This window comes from Nocardia sp. NPDC055053 (assembly GCF_053608285.1).
Map to the genome: position 1 here is coordinate 1 of NZ_JBSGVD010000010.1, position 21,539 is coordinate 21,539.

Annotated in this window: 19 protein-coding genes; 7 read left to right on the forward strand and 12 right to left on the reverse strand. The window is 68.0% G+C overall.

Features of this window, described 5'->3' with window-relative positions:
* Window positions 1–592: 592 nt before the first annotated feature.
* The 6 genes from tyrS to ACWF82_RS12810 form a co-directional block, all read right to left on the reverse strand.
* Window positions 593–1,879 (reverse strand): tyrosine--tRNA ligase, encoded by a 1,287-nt coding sequence (gene tyrS, locus ACWF82_RS12785; protein WP_452500764.1) that lies wholly within the window; start codon window positions 1,877–1,879, stop codon window positions 593–595.
* 70 nt (window positions 1,880–1,949) lie between these two features.
* Entirely contained in the window at window positions 1,950–2,798 is an 849-nt protein-coding gene (locus ACWF82_RS12790) for an alpha/beta hydrolase (RefSeq protein ID WP_452500765.1), read from the reverse strand.
* Window positions 2,799–2,986: 188 nt separating this feature from the next.
* A complete protein-coding gene (locus ACWF82_RS12795) occupies window positions 2,987–3,403 on the reverse strand; it encodes a DoxX family protein (protein ID WP_452500767.1) in 417 nt (138 codons plus the stop codon).
* Between the two features lie 73 nt (window positions 3,404–3,476).
* Window positions 3,477–4,112, reverse strand: coding sequence for a DNA-3-methyladenine glycosylase (locus tag ACWF82_RS12800; protein WP_452500768.1), 636 nt, complete (start codon window positions 4,110–4,112; stop codon window positions 3,477–3,479).
* A gap of 46 nt (window positions 4,113–4,158) precedes the next feature.
* The gene (locus ACWF82_RS12805) at window positions 4,159–5,037 is read right to left on the reverse strand and encodes an RNA polymerase sigma-70 factor (protein WP_452500770.1); all 879 of its coding nucleotides are present in this window, start codon (window positions 5,035–5,037) and stop codon (window positions 4,159–4,161) included.
* An 89-nt stretch (window positions 5,038–5,126) separates the two neighbouring features.
* The gene (locus tag ACWF82_RS12810) at window positions 5,127–6,305 is read right to left on the reverse strand and encodes an NAD(P)/FAD-dependent oxidoreductase (protein ID WP_452500772.1); all 1,179 of its coding nucleotides are present in this window, start codon (window positions 6,303–6,305) and stop codon (window positions 5,127–5,129) included.
* Between the two features lie 211 nt (window positions 6,306–6,516).
* Between ACWF82_RS12810 and ACWF82_RS12815 the strand changes: the two genes are divergently transcribed.
* From ACWF82_RS12815 to ACWF82_RS12830, 4 genes are all read left to right on the forward strand, one after another.
* Window positions 6,517–8,028: a multicopper oxidase family protein gene (locus ACWF82_RS12815; RefSeq protein WP_452500774.1), complete on the forward strand. Its 1,512-nt coding sequence runs from the start codon at window positions 6,517–6,519 to the stop codon at window positions 8,026–8,028.
* 73 nt (window positions 8,029–8,101) lie between these two features.
* Window positions 8,102–8,830 carry an ABC transporter ATP-binding protein gene (locus tag ACWF82_RS12820; RefSeq protein ID WP_452500776.1) on the forward strand — a complete coding sequence of 243 codons (729 nt, stop codon included), beginning with the start codon at window positions 8,102–8,104 and terminating at the stop codon, window positions 8,828–8,830.
* 5 nt (window positions 8,831–8,835) lie between these two features.
* Window positions 8,836–9,594 carry an ABC transporter permease gene (locus tag ACWF82_RS12825; protein WP_452501129.1) on the forward strand — a complete coding sequence of 253 codons (759 nt, stop codon included), beginning with the start codon at window positions 8,836–8,838 and terminating at the stop codon, window positions 9,592–9,594.
* 21 nt (window positions 9,595–9,615) lie between these two features.
* Window positions 9,616–10,251, forward strand: coding sequence for a TetR/AcrR family transcriptional regulator (locus tag ACWF82_RS12830; RefSeq protein ID WP_452500778.1), 636 nt, complete (start codon window positions 9,616–9,618; stop codon window positions 10,249–10,251).
* A 1-nt stretch (window position 10,252) separates the two neighbouring features.
* Here the strand turns inward: ACWF82_RS12830 and ACWF82_RS12835 are convergent, their stop codons facing one another.
* The 4 genes from ACWF82_RS12835 to ACWF82_RS12850 all read right to left on the reverse strand — a co-directional run bounded on the left by ACWF82_RS12835 (window position 10,253) and on the right by ACWF82_RS12850 (window position 14,060).
* Window positions 10,253–11,059, reverse strand: coding sequence for a class I SAM-dependent methyltransferase (locus ACWF82_RS12835; protein WP_452500779.1), 807 nt, complete (start codon window positions 11,057–11,059; stop codon window positions 10,253–10,255).
* Between the two features lie 116 nt (window positions 11,060–11,175).
* Complete coding sequence (locus ACWF82_RS12840) at window positions 11,176–11,400, reverse strand: Trm112 family protein (protein ID WP_378857006.1); 225 nt, start codon at window positions 11,398–11,400, stop codon at window positions 11,176–11,178.
* Between the two features lie 9 nt (window positions 11,401–11,409).
* Window positions 11,410–11,853, reverse strand: coding sequence for a GtrA family protein (locus ACWF82_RS12845; protein WP_452500781.1), 444 nt, complete (start codon window positions 11,851–11,853; stop codon window positions 11,410–11,412).
* Window positions 11,850–14,060, reverse strand: coding sequence for a hypothetical protein (locus tag ACWF82_RS12850; protein WP_452501131.1), 2,211 nt, complete (start codon window positions 14,058–14,060; stop codon window positions 11,850–11,852). Before ACWF82_RS12850 ends, ACWF82_RS12845 begins: the two co-directional genes overlap by 4 nt.
* Window positions 14,061–14,345: 285 nt before the next feature.
* Here ACWF82_RS12850 and ACWF82_RS12855 point away from each other — a divergent pair, with 285 nt between their 5' ends.
* Together ACWF82_RS12855 and rffA are read left to right on the forward strand one after the other, a co-directional pair.
* Entirely contained in the window at window positions 14,346–15,386 is a 1,041-nt protein-coding gene (locus ACWF82_RS12855; RefSeq protein ID WP_379074716.1) for a glycosyltransferase, read from the forward strand.
* Window positions 15,383–16,519 carry a dTDP-4-amino-4,6-dideoxygalactose transaminase gene (rffA, locus tag ACWF82_RS12860; RefSeq protein ID WP_452500783.1) on the forward strand — a complete coding sequence of 379 codons (1,137 nt, stop codon included), beginning with the start codon at window positions 15,383–15,385 and terminating at the stop codon, window positions 16,517–16,519. Before ACWF82_RS12855 ends, rffA begins: the two co-directional genes overlap by 4 nt.
* A gap of 63 nt (window positions 16,520–16,582) precedes the next feature.
* Here the strand turns inward: rffA and ACWF82_RS12865 are convergent, their stop codons facing one another.
* Both ACWF82_RS12865 and ACWF82_RS12870 read right to left on the reverse strand, forming a co-directional pair.
* The gene (locus tag ACWF82_RS12865; protein WP_452500785.1) at window positions 16,583–19,600 is read right to left on the reverse strand and encodes an AMP-binding protein; all 3,018 of its coding nucleotides are present in this window, start codon (window positions 19,598–19,600) and stop codon (window positions 16,583–16,585) included.
* Between the two features lie 92 nt (window positions 19,601–19,692).
* Window positions 19,693–19,869 (reverse strand): hypothetical protein, encoded by a 177-nt coding sequence (locus ACWF82_RS12870; protein ID WP_452500787.1) that lies wholly within the window; start codon window positions 19,867–19,869, stop codon window positions 19,693–19,695.
* Window positions 19,870–20,131: 262 nt separating this feature from the next.
* Here ACWF82_RS12870 and ACWF82_RS12875 point away from each other — a divergent pair, with 262 nt between their 5' ends.
* Window positions 20,132–21,538 (forward strand): family 2B encapsulin nanocompartment shell protein, encoded by a 1,407-nt coding sequence (locus ACWF82_RS12875; protein WP_452500788.1) that lies wholly within the window; start codon window positions 20,132–20,134, stop codon window positions 21,536–21,538.
* The last annotated feature ends 1 nt before the right edge of the window (window position 21,539 follow it).

The window sequence follows — 21,539 nt, forward strand, 5'->3', positions numbered from 1 at the left end:
TGTTAAGCACGCCGCCAGCGTTCGTCCTGAGCCAGGATCAAACTCTCCGTTGAAGACTCTCAATCACACCCGAAGGTGTAATCAGAAATATCTAAACTAGAGTCCGAAAACCTAGCAAAGCCAAACACCAGCAAAAAGATTCGCTGTTGTTTAAATGTCCACTCCTCAACCGGGGGGTATGAGAAGCGGAACCAATAATAATATTGGCACTGACATTCATCGACACACTATTGAGTTCTCAAAGAACACACGCACAAGGAGGACCACCGGCTCTCGTCCGGATCTCCTCCAGGGCAACTGTTCCAGCCTAACCGTGCTTCCAGGCGATGTCAATCGTAACGCTGGTCACTCGAAGAGGCAATGCCAGGCGCACCCCGTCCTACCTCGTTTTCCCTACGCCCGCTCGCCCTGAGGGCCAGCGTCTCGGCTCCGGGTTGGTGTCCGTGTCGCTCTGACTTCCAATAAGTTACGCGCCGGATAACTCTGCGTCAAATCGCCTGGACAGCACTGGATCTGCGCAGGTCAGCGCATCGGGCCCAGCCGCTGCGCCGGCCTGAATCACACGAATGTGATTCAGGCCTCCGCCGCGAGATCAGGCTATCCGCCGGACACCTGCCATGTTCTTCTTGCCCCGGCGCAGCACCAGCCACTGTCCGTGCAGGTAGTCGGCGTCGGACGGCGTCCACTCGATGTCGCTGACGCGCTCGTTGTTCACCGACGCACCACCTTCGTTGACCACGCGACGCGCCGCTCCCCTGCTCTCGGCCAGGCCGGACGCGACGAGCAGATCGACGATCGTGTTCGGTTCGCCCGGAACGACCTCGGCGACCTTGCCGTCGATGGCGGTCTCGCGCAGGGCTGCACCCAGCGTCGACTCCGGGAGTTCACGCAGGTCACCGCGGCCGAACAGGGCCTGGCTCGCCAGTTCCACCGCGTGGGTCTCGGCTTCGCCGTGCACCAGCGTGGTCATCTCGGCGGCCAGGCGCTTCTGCGCCTCGCGGGCGAACGGGCGTTCCACGGTGGCCTGTTCGAGCTCGTCGAGTTCTTCCCTGCCGAGGAAGGTGAACCAGCGCAGGTACCGCACGACATCGGCGTCGGCGGTGTTCACGAAGTACTGGTACCAGGCGTAGGGGCTGGTCAGTTCGGGGTCGAGCCACAGGCTGCCGCCGCCGGTGGACTTGCCGAACTTCTTGCCGTCGGCCGAGGTCACCAGGGGAACGGTGAGCGCGTGCACGTGCGCGCCGTCGACGCGGCGGTTCAGTTCGACGCCGGCGATGATGTTGCCCCACTGGTCGGAGCCGCCGACCTGCAAGGTGCAGCCGTATTCGCGGCGCAGCTGCAGGTAGTCGTTGGCCTGCAGCAGCATGTAGCTGAATTCGGTGTAGGAGATGCCGTCACCCTCGAGCCGCCGCTTGACGGTGTCGCGGGCGAGCATGACATTGACCGAGAAGTGCTTGCCGACGTCGCGCAGGAAGTCGACGGTCGACAGCGAGCCGGTCCAGTCCATGTTGTTGGCGATCACCGCGCCGGTCGGCGAATCGTCGAGGTCGACGAAGCGCTCGAGCTGGGAGCGGATGCGCTGGGCCCACTCGGCGACGGTATCGGTGGAGTTCATGGTGCGTTCGCCGACGTCGCGGGGGTCACCGATCAGGCCGGTGGCCCCGCCCGCGAGGACGATCGGCCGGTGACCGGCCCGCTGGAAACGCTTCAGCGCGAGCAGCGGGACGAGGTGCCCCGCGTGCAGGCTGGCCGCGGTGGGGTCGAAGCCGGCATACAGGGTCAGCGGCGCGGCAGCGGCTGCCGCCCGCAACTCGTCCAGGTCGGTGGACTGCGCGATCAGGCCGCGCCAGGTCAGTTCGTCGAAGATGTCGCCGGTCACGGTGCTCCATCTTTCCGTACTCGTTCCACCGCCCGCGCGCAGGCCGGTCGGTCTCGGGCCGACTGCGTGCTCAGACCCGCACGCGGGTGATCCAGGCGGCGAGCTCGGCTTCGACCTCGTCGCGGTTGACCTCGTTGAGCACCTCGTGGCGGGCGCCGGGGTAGATCCGGTACGTGATGTCGGACAGGCCCGCGTCGCGGTAGCGCTGGACCAGCTGGTCGGACAGGCGGGTGCCGTCGTTGAGCGGATCCTGGTCGCCGACCATCACATACACCGGCAGGTCGGTGCGCACGGTGCCTGGATTGTTCAGGCGCTGGTACGCGGTGGCCGCGAGCTGCGCCATATTGGTCTCGTCGATGGCGAAGCCGCACCAGGGGTCGGCGAGGTAGGCGTCGACCTGTGCTTCGTCGCTGCTGATCCAGTCCGCGTCGGTGCGCGTCGGCTGGAATCCGGCGTTGAAGAACGCGATCAGGTCGCCACCCGCGGCCGCGATGTTGTCGAAGAGCCCGTCCACCGCCGTCGACCCGCACAGCACGACCTCGTCGACCAGCGCGGAGTGGTCGAGGAGGTACTGCTGTACCGCGAAGGAACCGAGGCTGTGCCCGAACAGGGTGACCGGCAGCCCGGGATGACGTTCGCGCAGCAGCTCGGTCAGCGTCACCAGATCGGCGACCAGCAGGTTCCAGCCGTCGTCGCCGAGCTTTCCCGGCTCGGAGAACATGCTGTAGCCGTGGCCACGATGGTCGCCGGCGTAGACGACGTAGCCGAGGCCTGCCAGTGTCGTGGCCAGGTGGCTGTAGCGGTCGGAGTGTTCACCCATGCCGTGCGCGATCTGCACCACGCCCACCGGTTCGGCAGTGGCGGGCAACCAGCTCCGGACGTGGATGGTGATGCCGTCACTGCTGGTGAAGGTGAACACGGATACTCCTGTGGAAGGCGTCGGGCATGTGGACATCGATCGTCGCACCGGAAGTGGCCATGACCCCATAGGATTCGCCAACGAGTTCCGCGGCGTGACCTTGTGTCCGCGGACAAACCCACCGTGTCCGCGGACGCCGGAAATCGCCGGACCTGTTCGGCCCGGCGATGCTCAGCGCGGTCGGTGACTCACCGAATCAGCGAGGTGACGCTCTCGCGGCGCTCGTAGGCGATCCAGGCGAAGATCCCGGCCAGCACCAGCGGGAAGATCGCCATCTCGGGCTTGTCTGCGATGAAGGCCTGCGTCGCGGCGGCCAGCACGGTGAGCACCGACAGACCCGCGGCGGCCAGGGCGCTGAGCCGCGGCACCATCAGGCCGATACCGCCGGCCACCTCCGCGACTCCGATGAAGATCAGCAGCCCGAAGGGGATGGTCAGGTTCTCGGGCGGGTTGTCCATCAGCATGTTCGGGATGACGAGCTTCGGGCCGCCCGAGGCGATGATGAAGAACAGGCCGAGCACCACCTGCAGGGTCCACAGAACGCGGTTGCGGATCTTGCCGGGACGGTAGACGGCGGCGCTGGCGATGGTGGCGGTGGTGGTCATGTCGTGTCCTTCGGGTCGGTCGCGCTCGGTGGGTAGCGCGTTCACCAGATAGGACGTGGCCCGCGTAGCGAATTCATCGCCGCCGCGAAACTTTTCTCACGACCGGTTCGGGCGCACGTGGACTGCGCCGGTAAGTGGACACCGCGGGCGAGGCGGGCAGCCAGAACCGCCACGCGATGTCGGCGGCCACACTCACCCCCACGCGCGGCCCCACGGCGATCTCGGCCTGCGGGACAGCCGCATTCAGCTCGAGCCGAATCTCGGAGTACGGGTCGAACAGCTCGGTTCCGTAGTCGTCGAAGGTGAAAGCCAGTGCGCTGCCGAGGTTTCCGGGACCGCGAGCCAGGTCGACATCGGAACGCGCGGCCGGGCGGCGGGCGCGGGCGAGATCGTGGCCCGCGATGACCTCACCCGCCCGGAGCAGCACTGCCGAGGCGGCACCGTCGAATCCGGTGGTCACATTCGCGCAGACGTGGATCCCGTACGAGCGGTACACGTAGAGCCGCCCGGCCGGACCGAACATCACCGCGTTGCGGGCGGTCGGCCCCGGCCAGGAATGCGCGGCGGGATCGGGCCACAGCCCCGCCGGATCGCTGCCGTAGGCCTCGACCTCGACGATGCGTACGGAGACCGGCCCCGACGACAGGGTCGCGCCGAGCAACCTGCGCGCGGCGGTGGGCGGATCGACGGCGAGTTCCTGGGCGGACACGCTCGCCATTCTGGTCCATCCGGGCGTGCGAGCAGCGCAGCGGGATTCAGCCGAGCAGGTCGGTGCCGCGGTAGAGGCCAGCCAGCTTGCCCGGGTTGACCTGGAAGCGCAGGTTCTGGATGCGGCCGTCGACGAGGTCGAAGGTGAAGGCGGCGCCGGGGTTTCCACCGAACGAGGCGAGGGTGCCCAGTTCGCCGTTGATCTCGGCGGTGCTGAGTTCGATGCCCGCCGAGGACGGTTTGGCCAGCACGCCGAGGATCCAGCGGGCGACGTGGTCGGGGCCGTGCAGTGGTCTGCGCGCCGCGGTGACGACGCCGCCGCCGTCGGACCAGCAGGTGACGTCGGGGGCGAGCAGGTCCATCAGCGCGTTCAGGTCGCCGCCAGAGCAGGCGGCCATGAACTGTTCGGTGATGTGGGCGCGGGCGGCCTTGTCGGTGTCGAAGCGCGGACGCCGCGACTGGACGTGGTTCTTGGCGCGGTGCGCGATCTGCCGCACGCTCGCCTCGGTCTTGTCGAGCGCCTCGGCGATCTCGGCGTGGGTGTAACCGAACACCTCACGCAGCAGGAATACCGCGCGTTCGACCGGGGTCAGGGTTTCCAGTACCACCAGCATCGCGGTGGAGACGGTGTCGGCCAATGCGGCGTCCTCGGCGATATCGGGTGAGGTCAGCACCGGTTCTGGCAGCCAGGGGCCGACGTAGGCCTCGCGGGTCACCCGGGCGGAGGTGAGCCGGTTCAGCGACAGGTTGGTGACGGTGCGGACCAGGTACGCCTTCGGGTGCTCGACCGCGGCGTGATCGGTGTCGTTCCATTTCAGCCAGGCGTCCTGCAGGATGTCCTCGGCATCGGTGACGGTGCCGAGCATCCGGTAGGCGGTCGAGAACAGCAGGCGGCGATGCTCGAGGAAGGGGTCCTGGTCCGGCATGGGGTCAACCATGGCGCATGCTCCGTCACTGCGGCGAGTTCGGGCGCCGGTTCGCACGAAACCCGGCGCGCGGGTGATGGCGGGCGGTCTCACGCTGTCGCGCGAGTCGCCTTGCCGCCCTTGGACAACTGGACGCTCATGGTCATCTTCTTGCTCGCCTTGAACGTCGGCACCGGGCTGCTGCTGACCATCTCCTTGTAGGTCCTGGCCGCCCAGCCGGTCAGGTAGTAGCGGCGCGGGGTGTCGTCGGCGTTGGTGAACTGGATGACCGCGTCGCGGCGGCCCAGGCTCACCGGCTGGTGGAAGTAGCCGAAGCGGAACGGCCGCACCGGCTTGCCGCGCAGCTCGGCCGCGATCGCGTCGGCGACGAAGGCGGCGGTGGGCATGCCGCTCTGGCAGGTGCCGTGGACCAGGCCCCATGCCTGCCGCACCGCGGCGGCGTCGCCGACGGCGTGAATCGTGGGGTGCGACACCGACTTCAGCGTGGGGTCGACCACGATCAGGCCGCGCTCGTCGGTCGCGACACCCGCCTCGGCGGCGAGCGGTGAGACCCGGACACCGCTGGTCCACAGGGTGAGGTCGGCGTCGATCCTGGTGCCGTCGGCGAGTTCGACCGCGTCGGGCAGCACCTTGGTGACGCGCAAGCCGGTCGCCCGGACGATCCCGAGCCGGTCCATCGCCTTGTTCAGGTACGCGCGGGCCTTCTCTCCCATCATCGCGCCCGGCTCGGTCGCGCTGATCAGGGTGACGCGCAGACCGGGGTGGCTCTCGGCGATCTCGGTGGCGGCTTCGATGCCGGTGAGCCCGCCACCGCACACCACTGCCGTGCCGCCCGCGGCGGCGAGTTCGGTGAGCTCGCCCGCGAATTCGTGGGCGAGGCGCGGATCGTTGAGCGTCCACGCGTGATCGGCGACGCCGGGGACGGTGGTGGTGTCGGTGGTGCTGCCGAGTGCGTAAACCAGTGCGTCGTAAGGAAGCTCGCCGAAGCCATCGACGTGCACCTGCCGCGCATCGGGGTCGATGGCGGTGGCCGAGCCCTGGACGAATTCGATGCCGGTGCCGTCGAGAAGTTCGGGGATGTGGTGGTTCGCGAGTTCCTGACCGGCGGCGATCTGGTGCATGCGCAGCCGCTCGGTGAACCGTACCGACGGGTTGACCAGGGTGATCCGGACGTCGAGCTTGCGCGTGCGCCGGGCGAGGCGGATCGCGGCCAGCATGCCCGTGTAGCCGGCGCCGAGGACGACGATGCGGTGCGTGGTGGTGTTCATGGCGATGCTCCTTGTCGGTGGGATGTCGATAGGACAAACGACCCCGCCGGATCGTGACAACCTCCCGATGTGACCCGCATCACATCAGAGCTCGATGCCTGGAAAACTACTGCTACCTGCGAAAACAATCAATCGATCAGGGTGCGTGCCAGGGTCCGCTGGGGGACGCTTCCCGATGTGCGACCACGGTCGGCCTCCCTACCGTCGGACCATGGCTTCCCCTTCTCGACCCGGCCGGCTGCGCCGGGTACTGCTCGGCGCCGGCGCACTCGCCCTCACCCTGGCGCTCTCGATCGCAGGCCTGGTGACCTGGACCTGGGCCGGCGCCGACATCTCCACCGTCGGCACGGAATTCACCCGCCCGCTCGCGATCCCGCCGCAGGCCGCGTCCACCGTCGAACCCGACGGCACCCGTGTGTTCTCCCTCGATATGCAGACCGGCACCACGGAATTCGAGCCCGGCCGCGCCACCGAAACCTGGGGTTTCAACGGCAGCTATCTCGGTCCGACACTGCGCGCCGCCCGTGGCGACAAGGTGCGGGTCCGGGTGCGCAACCAGTTGCCCGAGGCCTCGACGGTGCACTGGCACGGCATGCATCTGCCCGCGGCGATGGACGGCGGCCCGCACCAGATGGTCGAGGCAGGCGCGACCTGGACGCCGGAATGGACAGTCGCACAACCCGCTTCGACGCTCTGGTACCACCCGCACCCGCACGGCGCGACCGAGGACCACGTGCGCCGCGGTCTGGCGGGCATGTTCCTGATCGACGACGACACCACGCTGCCGCTGCCCGCCACCTACGGTGTCGACGACATCCCGGTGATCGTGCAAGACCTGCGCCTGCGCGGCAAACGCCTCGACGGTAGCCACACCGCCTTCCGCGATATCGGTTTTCTCGGCGACCGCACCATGGTCAACGGCACCCTCGCGCCGTACCAGGAGGTCGGCGACGAGCTGGTCCGGCTGCGGCTGCTCAATGCCTCGACCGCGCGGATCTACAACTTCGCCTTCCGCGACAGCAAGCGATTCTCGCTCATCGCCTCCGACGGCGGCCTGCTCGAACGGCCCGAATCGATGACCGCCGTGCAGCTTTCGCCCGGCGAGCGCGCCGAGATCGTGGTGCGCATGCAGCCAGGTGAGCGCGCGGTGCTGCGCAGCGAACAGCTCGACGCGGGCCTGGATTTCTGGTCCAACCGGTTCTCCGGTGGCGACGACCGGTTCGATGTGCTCGAACTCCGGGCCGCCACCACCTTGCGCCCCTCCCCCGAGCTGCCCGCCGCACTCGTCGCGCCGTCGACGCCGGACGGCTCGGATGCCGCCGTGGAACGCACCTTCGACCTCACCTTCGCCGGCATCAACGGCACTCCGATGGCGATGGATCGCATCGACGCGACCGTCACCCGTGGCACGACCGAGAAATGGATCGTCCGCAATACCGACGGGATGCCGCACAACTTCCACGTCCACGACGTGCAGTTCCGGGTGCTCGACTACGCGGGCGCGCCGCCACCACCAGCGTTGACCGGCCCCAAGGACACGATCTTCCTGCCGCCGAACACGACCGCGACGCTGGCGCTGCGCTTCGACGGACCCGCCGATCCGGACACCCCGTACATGTATCACTGCCATCTGCTCTGGCACGAGGACGTGGGGATGATGGGCCAGTTCGTGGTCGTCGAGCCAGGTCAGCAGGCCACGGCACCCCCGCGGCACGCGCATTGACTCTTGCCACGCCGACCGGGTCGCGCTAAATTCATCACGTAGTGAATTCAACACTCGATGAATTGAGGCGACCATGTCGCACACCGCACCCCCGGCCGTCCAGGTCGACGGCCTGACCGTCACACGCGGGAAACGCACCGTTCTGCACGGACTGACGCTCGATATCCCGCGCGGCTCGATCACCGGCCTGCTCGGCCCGTCGGGCTGTGGCAAGACCACCCTGCTGCGCAGCATCGTCGGCACCCAGATCGTGGAATCGGGCACGGTCACCGTGCTCGGCGACCCGGCGGGCAGTGCCGGGTTGCGCCGCCGGGTCGGTTATGTCACCCAGGCGCCGAGCATCTACCCCGACATCAGCGTCCGCGAGAACGTCGCCTACTACGCCGCGCTCTACGGCCGCGACCGCGACGACATCGAATCAGCGCTCACCGCGGTCGGTTTGCGCGAGTACGCGGACCAGCTCGGCGATCAGCTCTCCGGCGGGCAGCAGACCAGGGCGTCGCTGGCCTGCGCGCTGGTCGGCAAGCCGGAGCTGCTGGTCATGGACGAACCGACGGTCGGCCTCGACCCGGTCCTGCGCGTCGAACTGTGGAAGCAGTTCCGCGAATTGGCCGCGGCGGGAACGACATTGCTCGTCTCGAGTCACGTGATGGACGAGGCCGACCACTGCGATCGGCTACTGCTCCTGCGCGAGGGCACCCTGCTCGCCCAGCTCAGCCCCGACGAACTACGCGAACGCACCGACGAGCAGAACCTCGAGACCGCCTTCCTCACCCTGATCACGATGGGAGAGAGCGCATGACCACCATGACCCTGCGCCCCTACACCGCCACCACCGGCCGGATCCTGCGGCAGCTGCGCAACGATCACCGCACCGTGGCCATGATCCTGGTGGTCCCTGCCCTGCTGATGACGTTGCTGTACTTCATCTATCAGGACGCGCCACGCGCGCCGCACGCCCCGCTGACGATCTTCGACCGGGTCGGCATCACCATGCTCGGCATCCTGCCGTTCATCGTGATGTTCCTGATCACCGCCATCGCGATGCAGCGCGAACGCACCTCGGGCACGCTGGAGCGGCTGCTCACCACGCCGCTGCGCAAGCTGGATCTGCTGGCCGGGTACGGCAGCGCGTTCTCGCTGGCCGCCGCGGCGCAGGCCGCCGTCGCCTGTCTGGTCGCCTTCTGGCTGCTCGGCATGAACGCCGCGGGCAATCCCGGCTGGGTGATGCTGATCGCCATGGTCGACGCGATCTGCGGTGTCGCGCTCGGCCTGCTGGCCAGTGCGTTCGCGCGCACCGAATTCCAGGCGGTGCAGTTCATGCCGGTGATCGTGGCGCCGCAGATCTTCCTGTGCGGCTTGCTCGTTCCGCGGGACGAGCTGCCCGGTTGGCTGGAGGCGATCAGCAATGTGATGCCGTTGAGTTACGCGGTGGACGCGCTGCAGCAGGTGTCGCTGTATGCGGAGCCGACCGCGACCATGTGGCGCGATATCGCGGTGGTCGCCGGGTTCGCGGTCGTGGCCCTGTGTCTCGGTGCGGCTACCCTGCGTCGACGGACTCCCTGAGGAACGAGGAGAGGGACACCCATGAGTGACGGCGAATCCGGTTCGGGCACAGCCAGATCCGGCCGCACCGGGCGCAGGCCCGGCAATACCGATACGCGCGCGGCGATTCTCGACGCGGCCCGGATCCGGTTCGCCGACACCGGTTTCGACAAGACATCCATCCGGGCGATCGCCGCCGACGCCGACGTCGACCCCGCCCTCGTGCACCACTATTTCGGCACCAAGCAGCAGCTGTTCGCCGCGGTGGTGGAGTTCCCCGCCGATCCGGAGGCAACGCTGAACGCGGTCGACAACGCGCCGCTCGACGAGCTCGGGCCGACGATCGTGCGCGCGGTGGTCGGGGTGTGGGACTCCCCCGCGGGCCCCGGCGTCGTCGCGATGGTGCGCAGCATATTCGGCGGCGGCGAGATGAACCTCGCCCGCTCGTTCCTGCTCCAGGTGGTGCTGGAACGAGTCAGGGCCCGGATCGCCACCCCCGCCGACGACGGCAGGGCGCGGGTGGCACTGGCGGCCGCGCAGATGATCGGGGTACTGACCGCCCGCAAGATCGTCGGGATCGAACCGCTGGCGTCGATGCCGATCGACGACGTCGTCGCCGCCGTCGGCCCGTCGATGCAGCGCTACCTGACCGGCGATATCGGCACCGGCGGTGCGTGATTCAGCGCGAGCGCACCCGGACGATCGCGGGTGGGATGTCGCGCAGGATCGGTAGCGCGGCGAACAGGGGCATGGTCGTGGCGAGCGGACCGTGTGAGGGTCCGTAGGAGCTCACCGTCACCTCCTCGACCGCGGGGCTCCACGAGCGGAGCAGCGCGGCGATCTTGCTCCGCTCGACGCCCCACGGCATCGGCGGGGCGGTGTAGTCCGGCGTCTTGTGGAATCCGCGCATCGTCTTGCGGGAGAACCACGGTGGGATGGTGTCGAACATCAGCTCGACGCCGGGGAAGCGTTCCAGGATCACGGTGACGAGGCGGCGCACGTCGTCGGGTTCGAAGTACATGAGAAGTCCCTGCGCTGTGACGAATACGCCGTGCGTGGGATCGACGTCGTTGAGCCAGGTCAGATCGAGCGCGCTGATCGGCAGGTACCGGCACCGCCGCGACGGCGGCAGGAATCGGCTGCGGATCTCGATCGCCTCGGGGACATCGACGCACAGCCAGTGCACCGCGCCGTCGTCGCAGCGCTGGAACTGGGTTTCCAGCCCGGCGGCGAGTTCGACGACGGTCGCGCCGGGATGGTCGGCCAGCCACGGGCGCAGCGCCTCGTCGAAGCGGGCCGACCGCACAGCGTGGGTGCCGTCGGGTGGGCCGAAGGTTCGCGCGTAGTCGAATGCGATGGTGTCGTAGAGGCGTTCGCAGTCGGGATCGGTGAGGACCGCGTCGGCGCGTTTCACCTCCGACCCGCGGTTGTGCAGGGTCCAGAGCATGGTCAGCGGAATGCCGCTCAGGGCTACATCGTCGGACATCGGAGGCACCTTCTTGCGCTCGCCGGACGAAATCGATGTCACCGTCACGGGGCGGCGACTGAGGTAACCCTAACTCCGAAGCGGGGCCTTTGGGGACCCTACGTTCGGCGCGCCGGTCAGGACTGGGCGGTGAAGAACTCGTGTTCGGCGTCGGTGACGTCGCGCGCCTCGTCGATCAGCAGCACCGGGATGCCGTTGTCGATCGGATAGGCGCGGCGCAGACGCGGGTTGTAGAGCACGCTCGCGTCCGATTCGGTCCGCACCAGCTGCAGCGGGCCCTTGTCCTGGGGGCAGGCCAGCAGGCTGAGCAGGGTTGCATCGATGGTGGATTCGTGCGCCATGGGCCTAACCTACCGCGCCCGCCGGAACGAGATGTAGCGGTGCCCGAAGAAGCTGAGCACCGCGACCAGACCCATCACGATCACCGAGGCGGGTGCGGCCGGGAAGTCCAGTCCCGTCACCGCCAGCTCCACCAGGATGACGTTGAGGACCAGGCCACCCACGTTCACGCCGCAGAAGGCGACGAAGTCGCGCAGCAGGTGCCCGCGGACCCGGAACACCAGGGTGCGGTGCAGCACGAACGCGACGACCGTGCTCACCGCGTAGGCCGCGACCACCGCCAGACCGGGCCTGCCGTCACCGAACACACCCAGCCAGAACACGGCCAGCGCCATGCCGAGCAGGGTGTTGAACCCGCCGACGATCGCGAACGCCAGCTCCTGGCGTTTGACGATCCGCAGCAGCGGGCCCGGCGTCTCGAGCACGCCGTGGGCGGGCGCCACCTCGGCGGTCATCGCACCGCGTCCGCGAGCTCGGCGTCACCGTCGGGGATCGATTCGACCGCGGGGGCCGCCTGCTCGTCGTCCTCGGGTTTGCGCCCGCGCACGTACAGCCACTGCAACAGCGCGAGGCCGAGCAGACCGAGGCCGATCGCGGCGCCGCCGATCTTCCAGCCTGGCGGGCGCCAGGTCAGTTCGAGGTCACCGTTGCGGGTGCCCGCGGGGATGTCGACCGCGACGAAGCTCTTGGCGACGACCGTGAACGGCACGTCCCTGCCGTCGATGCTGACCCGGTAGCCCGGCCAGCCCAGGCGCGCGAACACCACGCGGCCGCCGGTCTCGGAGTTGACCCTGACCCGGCTGGTGGTATCGGTTTCCGACACCGACACCGCGGTACCGCCCTCGACCGCCGAGACGCGGCCGTTGCGGGTGGAGATCAGGCCGTTCTCGCGTTCGAGCACCGCGATGTACTTCTCGTGGCCGGGGTAGTCGACCCACTTCCAGCCCGCGGGCGCCTCCTGGTCGCGGGCGTCCGGGTAGAGCGCGCGCTGGAGCACGACGCGGTCGACGTTCATCAGATCGACGATCGTCTTGCCGGTGGACGGTTCGACCGCGAACGCGCGCCGGTAGGCGTCGGGGCAGACGCTGGTGTCCCAGCGCATGCAGAGCATGTCGCCGAACCAGTAGTGCCCGTTCGGGGTGTACCCGCTGACATAGGTGAGCTCGAGATCCTTGGCGTAGTTGCCGAACACCAGCGAGCCGTAGGCGCCGTCGAGCGTGCGCTCCCCCGGCTGGATCAGCGCGCGATCACCCAGTTGCAGGGTGGTGCCCGCGAAATCGGGGAACGCCGCCATCGCCGCGCCGCGGTCGCTGGGCAGGTTCCAGCTCATCGGGGTCGGTTGCGCGCGGTCGACCTGGAAGTACGCGATCGGGAACACCGCGACGATAGCCAGCGCGACCGCCGCCGAGGTGCCCTTGTTCACCGCGAGCCACACCACCCCGGCGCCGAGCGCGGCGAGGATCAGCGCGGCCACCACGTGCACAACCCAGTTGTGCGGATCGGCCGAGAACGACCGCACCCACAGCAGCCCGATCAGCACCGCGGCGGCGATGCCGCGCGACCGCCAGTCCTTGAACGTCGCGAACCGGCCGAGCAGCACGCACACCAGCAGCAGCAGACCCAGCGCCACCATCGGCAGCACGCGGGCAGGCCAGCGCAGCGGTCCGATCGTGCCGGGACCGGCGGTCCACATGAGCGCGGCGATCGCGAACAGCGCGATCCCGCTGAGCTCGCGCCAGGCGTCGCGCGCCTTACCCCAGTCGATGAACGCCAGTGCCGGGATCAGGAACCAGGCGATGTAGACCACCGGCAGCGGCTGCACATAGCCCCACCACGAGGTGAACGCGGGCAGCGTCGACGGCAGGCTCGCGTTCAGCGATTCCGACCACGGCACGGTGAGGAACTGGTCGTTGTTGATCTGGGCGGTGCCGCGCCAGGTCACCTTGGCCGAGAGCATGCTGGGCAGATAGGTCGCCAGCCCGGCCAGCGCGGCCAGACCCGAGACCAGCAGCAGTTTCAGCGAAGGCCGCCAGGTCTTCTGGTAGATCAGCTCGCCGACCGCGACCGCGCCGATCATCAGACCGGCCTCGACCGCGGGGAAGATGTACTGCACCGAGATCGCCAGGTACAGGTAGACGAACACCGGGATCGGCCCGCCGCTACCGCGCGCGTAGCGCACCCCCGACGCCCACGCGTGCACCATCCACGCGGTGCCGGTGAACGCGGTCATCCAGCTGGCCTCGTCGAAGAACAGCAGCCAGCCGGTGAACGGGATCGAGACGCCGGCCAGCGCCGCCCACTGCACCTTCGAGCCATACGCCAGGCAGATCCGGTAGACGCCGAGGCCGAGGATGATCGCGAAGATCAGCTTCACCACGGTCGCGTACAGCACGAGATTGCCGACCGACGGCGCGATCAGATCGATCAGCAGCTGCGGCGGATTCAGCAGTCCCGCTTCTTCGATCGAATAGTTTCCGGCCATCCAGTGCTCGGGCACCATCACCGGCAGATCACCGTCGCGCAGCCGTCTGCCGAGCATCACCCACAGCGGGACGTACTGGGATTCGGTGTCGTCGGTGTAGAAGTGCCTGGCGTTGGCGAGCAGAACCGCGCCATAGCCCGCGATCACTCCGAGGGAGGTGATCAAGCCCCACAGGTACACGGCACGACGGGGAGGGGTTCTACTTTCCACCACGAGGACCAGACCCTACAGGCAAGCGCCCACATCGGCACCGCCGCACGGCACATCCGCCGCGTACCCGCGGCAGGCGCCCGAGCAGCGCCACGGGCCGCCATATTCCGATGTTAAAGTGCGCTCACTGTTGGGTTTCTCCACGCGCTCGCCCTCATACCCCGAAAGTCGACGATGCCGATTCCTTCCGCACATTCGTCCCGACCCGGCGCAGTCCTGCGTGCCGGTGCGCCCGCCCGCGACGGGTCGAGCCCGGTGCATTCGGTGTCGGTGGTCGTCCCGGTGTATCGCGGCGAGGAGACGATCGCGGCGCTGGTCGCCGAGCTGGATCGGCTGACCGGCCCGTCCACCTCGACCGGCGGCGCCCGCTTCGCGGTCGAGGAGATCATCCTCGTGCACGACAACGGCCCCGACCGTTCGGATGTGGTGCTGCAAGAACTGGCAGGCGCCTATCCACAGGTTCGGCCGGTGTGGCTGAGCCGCAATTTCGGTCAGGACGCGGCGACGATCGCGGGAATGGCGGCGGCGCGGGGCGACTGGATCGTCACGATGGACGAGGACGGTCAGCACGACCCGGCGTTCATCGCCGATTTCCTCGACGCGGCGCTGGCCTCGCGCGCGGATCTGGTCTATTCGAAGCCGACGAATACCCGACCGCACGGTTTCCTGCGCAACATCACCTCGCGCGGCTCGAAGATCGTGCTGGCGACGGTGTTCGCGTTCCCGGATTCGACGCGGTTCGAGAGCTTCCGGCTGATCCGCGGCGATATCGGCCGTCAGCTGGCCGAGGTCGCGGCCAACGGCGTGTATCTGGATGTGGCGCTGACCTGGGTGGTCGGCAATGCCGTTCAGGTGCCGGTGGTGTTGCGCGCCGAGGGCCGCGAGGAGTCCGGCTACAACTATCGCCGCCTGTTCTCACTGTTCTGGAAGATGGTGCTGTGCAGCGGCACTCGCGGTCTGCGCCTGGTGAGCATGCTCGGGGTGACGCTGGCGCTGGCGGGCGTGATCATGGCCGGGGTGGTCATCGTGCAGGCGCTGACGCAGGACAATCACGATCCCGAGGGCTGGGCGTCGATCATCGTCGTGCTGCTGCTGTGCTCGGGGGCGACGCTGTTCTCGCTCGGCCTGATCGCGGAATATCTCGGTGTGGCCCTGCACATCCTGGTCGGCAAGCCGCTGTACCTGACCGTCGAGACCCCGACACCGCGCCCGGATACGATGCATGCGCCGGCCGTGAACCATCGAGTCGACGCCGCGGTCCCGGCAGCCGCGACGGAGAAGGGTCACCACGAGTGAGCGACCGGATCATCTTCAGCAGGCCGTTCCGCGCTGCCGCTGAACGCGCCAATCTGCTGACCGTGCTCGATTCCGATCACAGTCACGGCGACGGTCAGTTCACCAAGTCCGCGACGGCCAAGATCAAGGCCATCACCGGCGCCGGGCACGCGCTGCTCACCACGTCGTGCACGCACGCGCTGGAGCTGGGCGCGCTGCTGCTCGAGCTGGGCCCCGAGGACGAGGTGATCGTCCCGAGTTTCGCGTTCACCTCGGCGGCGACCGCGATGGCGCTGCGCGGTTCGACCTGTGTGTTCGTCGATATCGACGAGACGACCGGCAATATCGATCCGGCGGCCGCGGCGGCCGCGATCACCGACCGCACCAAGGCGATCGTGGTCATGCACTACGGCGGTGTCGCCGCGGACATGGAGCCGTTGCTCGCGCTGGCCGCCCAGCACGGTGTGGCGATCATCGAGGACAACGCGCACGGCCTCGGTGGCACGTGGCGCGGCAGGCAGCTGGGCACCATCGGCACTCTGGGCACGCAGAGCTTCCACGACACCAAGAACGTGCACTGCGGCGAGGGCGGCGCGCTGCTGCTCTCGGACGAGATCCTGATGGGCCGCGCGGAGATCATGCGCGAGAAGGGCACCGACCGTGCCCGTTTCCTGCGCGGCCAGGTCGACAAGTACTCCTGGCAGGACATCGGCTCCAGCTACCTGCCCAGCGAGCTCAACGCGGCGGTGCTGGACGCACAGCTGGCCGAGTTCGACACCATCCAGCAGCAGCGTCACCGCGTGTGGGATACCTACGCGGCCGCACTGCCGGACTGGGCGGCCCGCAACGATGTGCGCCCGATGACGGTGCCCGCCGATCGCGGCCACACCGCGCACCTGTTCTACCTGCGGATGCCGACCGAGGAGAGCCGTGACGACATCATCGGTCATCTCGCCGAGCGTGGCATCGTGGCGCCGTTCCACTACATCCCGCTGGATTCGAGCCCGGCCGGCCTGAAATACGGCCGCACTCCGGTGCCGTGCACACGGTCGGCGAATTTCTCCGCGACGATCGTGCGGCTGCCGCTGTGGCCGCTGCTGAGCGACGCGCAGCTGACCCGCGTGATCGACGCGGTCACCGAATACCAGGTGTAACCCGGCCCCGAGCTGTCGCTCCAGTGGGGTGGCCGGCTCACCGCCGTCCACCCCACTCGCCCGTCAGCTACCGCCGAACAACGCGGCGGCACCGGCGTCGGTGAGCACCTCGTAGGCGTCGGTCTCCCGGTTGTAGATCCAGGTGCGCGGACCAGCCTTGGGCAGACCGGCGGACTGAACCGCCGTGGCGGAGGGCCGGAAGCTGGTGCTGCGTGGGATCTCGTCGACGACGTAGACCAGATCGGGCCGCTGATCGCGGGCCAGTGCCCGCATCGCCTCGGTGACATCGCCCGGTTCGATCTTGAAGCCCTTGCGCACGCTCAGCGCGGCGGCGGCCAGGATGCCCGACGGGGTGTTCAACCCGTACGCGACTTCCATGTCGACGGGGGTGATGTCGTTGAGCACGTCCACGATCGGCTGGGTGAACACCGGACCGCGGGCGGTGCGGATCACCGTGTCGCGGCGGTCGACGAGCCAGTAGTCGCCGTCGCTGTCGCGCCGGAACAGGTTCTCCGTCGGCCACCAGGCATCGCCGGCCCGAAAGACCCCGCGCAGCCCGCCGTCGGACAGGTCACCCCCGTCGACCGACTTGCCGAGCAGCAGCCCCGGCTCGTTGTCGGCGCAGCGCCGCGCGAAGCCGTCGTCGCCGACGAGGATCTGCTCGGTGACCGGGTCGTAGGCGACCAGCTCGACATGCGCGGTGCCGGGCACCGGCCTGCCCTTGGACCCGATCTTGGCGCCGGGCACATTGGCCAGCACCACGTCGCCGTCGATCGAGGCGTAGAACTCGAGCACCCTGGCCGGGACGAACTGCTCGACGGTGCGCCGCCACAGCCCGGCGGGCATGCCGGAGCCGATGAACAGCCGGATCGGATGGTTGTGGCCCGCCGGGAAGACCTGCGCGTCGAGCAGGTCGCGCAGCATCGTCCAGGTGTAGGTGACGACGGTGACGCCGTAGCGATGCACTTCCTCGGCGAAGCGGCCCGGCTCCATGTCCATCGGCCTGGCCAGCGCGATCCGGCTGCCACCGGCGATCGCCCCACCGAGACTCACCAGCAGTCCCGACGAATGATGCAGCGGCGCAAGACAGTACACGGTGTCGCGGCGGTCGAGGTCGGCCGCGCTCGCGGTCCCGAACGCCGACAGCGCCCACCGATGGTTGGTGATGTACTTGGCCTCGAGCCGGTCACCGGTGCCGATGACGAGGATGAACGCGAGCTCGCGCGCCAGGCCCGGGTTCGGCCGGAACCAGGCGGGCACCCGCACCTTGGACGGATCGATCTGCTCGAGGTCGATCACCCGATCGCCGGTCGGCACCGCCAGCTGCCTGGTGTCACCGCCGCCGAGCACCAGCACCCGCGCGCCGGTCGCGGCGGCGGTGCGCAGGTTCTCCGGGTCGGTGATCAGCGTCTGCACGCCGGTCAGCTCCATGGCCCGGTCCAGTTCGGCGCCGGGCGCGAGCAGCACCGCGACGGCACCGAGGCGCGAGAGCGCGGCAACGGCGGCCAGCGCACTGGGCCTGGTCTCCATCACCACGCCGACCCGGTTGGCCGGCCGGATGCCGACGGAGATCAGCCCGCGCACGACATTGTCGATGCGGACCTCGACCGCGGCATTGGTGTGCACCCGGTCGTCGAAGAGGAACAGATCCTTCTGCGGCGCCCGCTTGGCGTGCTCATTGAGCAGCTTGCCCAGCGAGATCCGGGTGTGCGGCTGGATCATCCCGAGCCGGGTCAGCCGCGGCAGGGCGCGCGCGGCCTCCCCCGCCATCTCGACCGATCCGCGAATCGTATTGCTGGCGATACCTTCCAGCGCCTTGCCGACACCGGCACCGGCCTCGGCCAGGGTGGCCGCGGTGTGCACCACCCGGGTCGCCGCGGTGCGGGGCGCGTTGCTCGGCACGTGCTCCTGCATCGGGACGATCTGCTCGGGCAGGGTGCCGTCGCCTTCCATCCACGAGATCCACTCGCGCACCATCGGCCAGGTGTGGTTGGTCGCGGTCGAACCGGCGACGAGCCCGAAATGCCCTGCCACCAAGCTGGCTTCGTACACCTCGGCATTCGGCGCGGCCCGCACGATGCCGCGCACCGCGGCGGGCTGACCGATGTCGTCGACCTCCCCGACGAACGCCAGGATCGGGCACTTCAGCTCAGCGAGCGAGATCGGGTGATCGCGGATCACGAAGCCGCCCAGCATCATCCGGTTGTGCGCGACGAACTGCTTGAGCAGATCGGCGACCGCGGGACCCGAATACCCCACCCAGCCATCATTGTTGAGGAAGCGGCGCTGACGTTCCTTGGGCAGCAATGCTTCCCGGTCGTGCAGCTGCAGCAGGAAGTCGATCCGCGACTTGGCGGTCTTGACCGGGTCCAGCATCTGGAAGCCGATGCGCACCATCGATTCGGTGATCGGCAGCCGGTGCATCACGTGGTCGGCCAGGAAGTCGGCGACCTCGGACACCATGCCGTAGGGCAGCCCGAACGGCATGCCGGCGACGATGTCGACCGGACTTCCGAAGGTCACGATGGAGGCCACACCCTTGCCGTACCGGTAGGCGGTGGTCTGGTAGGCGAACATGCCGCCCTGTGAGTAGCCCATCAGGTGCACCTGCGCGCCGGTGGCCTCGCAGACGGTGTCGATGGCCGAGTTCACCGCAAGCACATGGTCGGCCAGGTCACGTTCCCAGCCGCCCTCCTCGGTCGCGGGCGAACCGAAATCGATGACCCAGCAGTCGATTCCGCTCGCGTGCAGGATACCGACGGCGCCACCCGCCGCGTTCACGTCCCAGATATCGGCGTTCACCATCAACGGCGGCACGAGCAGCGCCACCGGACGGCCCGCCGAAGTGTCGTCGGGGAAGTAGTGACGCAACCGATACATGCGTCTGCGCTCGACGACCTCGAAGGGCGAGGACTCGACATCGTGCGCCAATCCGCCGAAGCGGATCACCTCCAGCCCGTTCTGCGCGGTAGCCAGCAACCGCTGCATAGAACCGACCACACCTTTTGGACTGATATCCACCGTTCCCACCTGGCCTACCCTGCTGAAAGTGACACACCTCACACACCCCGATGTGCTCATATGAGCTAACCACACCGGACCTCCATTATGTGTCGCCTGTGACAGGCCGCATGTTCCGGCGATTCGGGTCACACCCGCTGTTCAGTGGCCCATCACGGTGACGTCGACGCCGTCGAACCGTAGACCACGCCGCCGACGGTGAGCACCATCGCGACGGTCTCGTTCCAGCCGGGCTCGGGGCCGGAGGCCCGCTGGACGGTCTGCCTGCCGAGCAGAATCGCCGCCACCGCGAGACCGACGGCGGTGCCGGTGCCGAGGAGACCGCGCAATCGCCTCCCGCGCAACGGATCTCCCGGTCACAGCCATGTTTTCCCGATTTTCCCGCGCACGGTCGCCTCGACGCCCTACCATCGTTCTCGTCCGGAACGCACTGGCACGCATCAAATTTCGTGTAATACCGTTTCACAAGCCCGGTTTCTTCCGCGCAGGACCATTCGATTCGCATCGTTACCCACCCCCAGCCTGTCGCGCATCGTCGCGCCGCACAGGCCGATCGGCCGTGCCGATATCCGCCTCGAGGTGAGGAACTTCATGACCATCGAAATGCCGCTGCCCACAGACAATTCCGTTCGCAAGAGCCTCAGCACCACTGCGGCGCAACAGCTGGCGCACACCACCAAATCCGAGCCGCAGATGCAGGGGATCAGCTCCCGCTGGCTGTCGCGCGCACTGCCGTGGGTGCAGGTCGCGGGTGGTATCTATCGCGTCAACCGCCGGCTCACCCACACCGTCGGCAACGGTGAGGTCGAGTTCGTCGTCGACGGCTCGCGCGCCAGGGTGATCCCGCAGGAATTGCGCGAACTGCCCGCCCTGCGCACCGTCGACGACGACGAGTTGCTGCGCCCGCTCGCCGACAATTTCGTGCAATACGATCTCGATCCCGGCGCCGTCGTCGCCGAATTCGGTAACCCGATGGATCAGGTCATTCTGGTCGTCCACGGAAAACTCGCCCGGCTTGGTTCCGGTGAATACGGCGAGGCGACGAAACTCGGTATGCTCTCCGGCGGCGACTACTACGGCGAGGATATGCTCACCGACCCGTCGGCGATCTGGCCGGACACCGTGAAGACGGTGACCAAGACGACCATTCTCTGCCTGCCCAGACAGGCATTCGAACAGTTCCTCGACATGAATCCCGCCTTGGCACGGATCCGCACCGAGGCCGCCGAGGCGCCACGTCGGACGCAGAATTCCAAGGGCGAGGCCGATATCGAGATCTCCTCCGGCCATTCCGGCGAACCGTTGCTCGAGGGCACCTTCGTCGACTACGACGCCAGCCCTCGCCAATACGAACTCAGCCTGGCCCAGAGCGTGCTGCGGATTCACACTCGCGTCGCCGATCTGTTCAACGACCCGATGAACCAGGTCGACCAGCAGCTGCGTCTGACGGTCGAAGCGCTCTACGAGCGGCGCGAGCACGACCTGGTGAACAATCCCGAGTTCGGCCTGCTGCACAATTGCGATCTCAAGCAGCGCATCACCACCGAATCGGGCCCGCCGACTCCCGACGACATGGACGAGCTGCTGAGCATGCGCCGCGGCACCAAGTTCTTCCTCGCCCATCCCAAGGCGATCGCGGCGTTCGGCCGTGAATGTTCGCGCCGCGGACTGTATCCCGATCCGGTCGAGTTCCAGGGCTCCCGGGTTCCCGGCTGGCGCGGGGTGCCGATCCTGCCGTGCGGCAAGATCCCGGTGAACGGCACCCAGACCACCTCGATCATGGCCATGCGTATCGGCGAGAAGGATCAGGGTGTCGTCGGATTGCATCAGACCGGCATTCCCGACGAGTTCGAGCCGAGTCTGAACGTCCGGTTCAAGCAGATCGACGATCAGTCGATCATGTCGTACCTGGTGAGCTGCTACTACTCGGCCGCCGTCCTGGTCCCCGACGCGCTCGGCGTACTCGACGACGTGCTCGTCGCGCGCCGGGCCGACTGAT

Coding starts and splice junctions, on each gene's coding strand:
- ACWF82_RS12795 (WP_452500767.1), bottom strand. CDS start 3,403: ATGACCACCACCGCCACCATCGCCAGCGCCGCCGTCTACCGTCCCGGC.
- ACWF82_RS12805 (WP_452500770.1), bottom strand. CDS start 5,037: ATGCCGGACCAGGACCCCTTCCTCGAGCATCGCCGCCTGCTGTTCTCG.
- ACWF82_RS12810 (WP_452500772.1), bottom strand. CDS start 6,305: ATGAACACCACCACGCACCGCATCGTCGTCCTCGGCGCCGGCTACACG.
- ACWF82_RS12815 (WP_452500774.1), top strand. CDS start 6,517: ATGGCTTCCCCTTCTCGACCCGGCCGGCTGCGCCGGGTACTGCTCGGC.
- ACWF82_RS12820 (WP_452500776.1), top strand. CDS start 8,102: ATGTCGCACACCGCACCCCCGGCCGTCCAGGTCGACGGCCTGACCGTC.
- ACWF82_RS12825 (WP_452501129.1), top strand. CDS start 8,836: ATGACCCTGCGCCCCTACACCGCCACCACCGGCCGGATCCTGCGGCAG.
- ACWF82_RS12830 (WP_452500778.1), top strand. CDS start 9,616: ATGAGTGACGGCGAATCCGGTTCGGGCACAGCCAGATCCGGCCGCACC.
- ACWF82_RS12835 (WP_452500779.1), bottom strand. CDS start 11,059: ATGTCCGACGATGTAGCCCTGAGCGGCATTCCGCTGACCATGCTCTGG.
- ACWF82_RS12840 (WP_378857006.1), bottom strand. CDS start 11,400: ATGGCGCACGAATCCACCATCGATGCAACCCTGCTCAGCCTGCTGGCC.
- ACWF82_RS12845 (WP_452500781.1), bottom strand. CDS start 11,853: ATGACCGCCGAGGTGGCGCCCGCCCACGGCGTGCTCGAGACGCCGGGC.
- ACWF82_RS12865 (WP_452500785.1), bottom strand. CDS start 19,600: ATGAGCACATCGGGGTGTGTGAGGTGTGTCACTTTCAGCAGGGTAGGC.
- ACWF82_RS12875 (WP_452500788.1), top strand. CDS start 20,132: ATGACCATCGAAATGCCGCTGCCCACAGACAATTCCGTTCGCAAGAGC.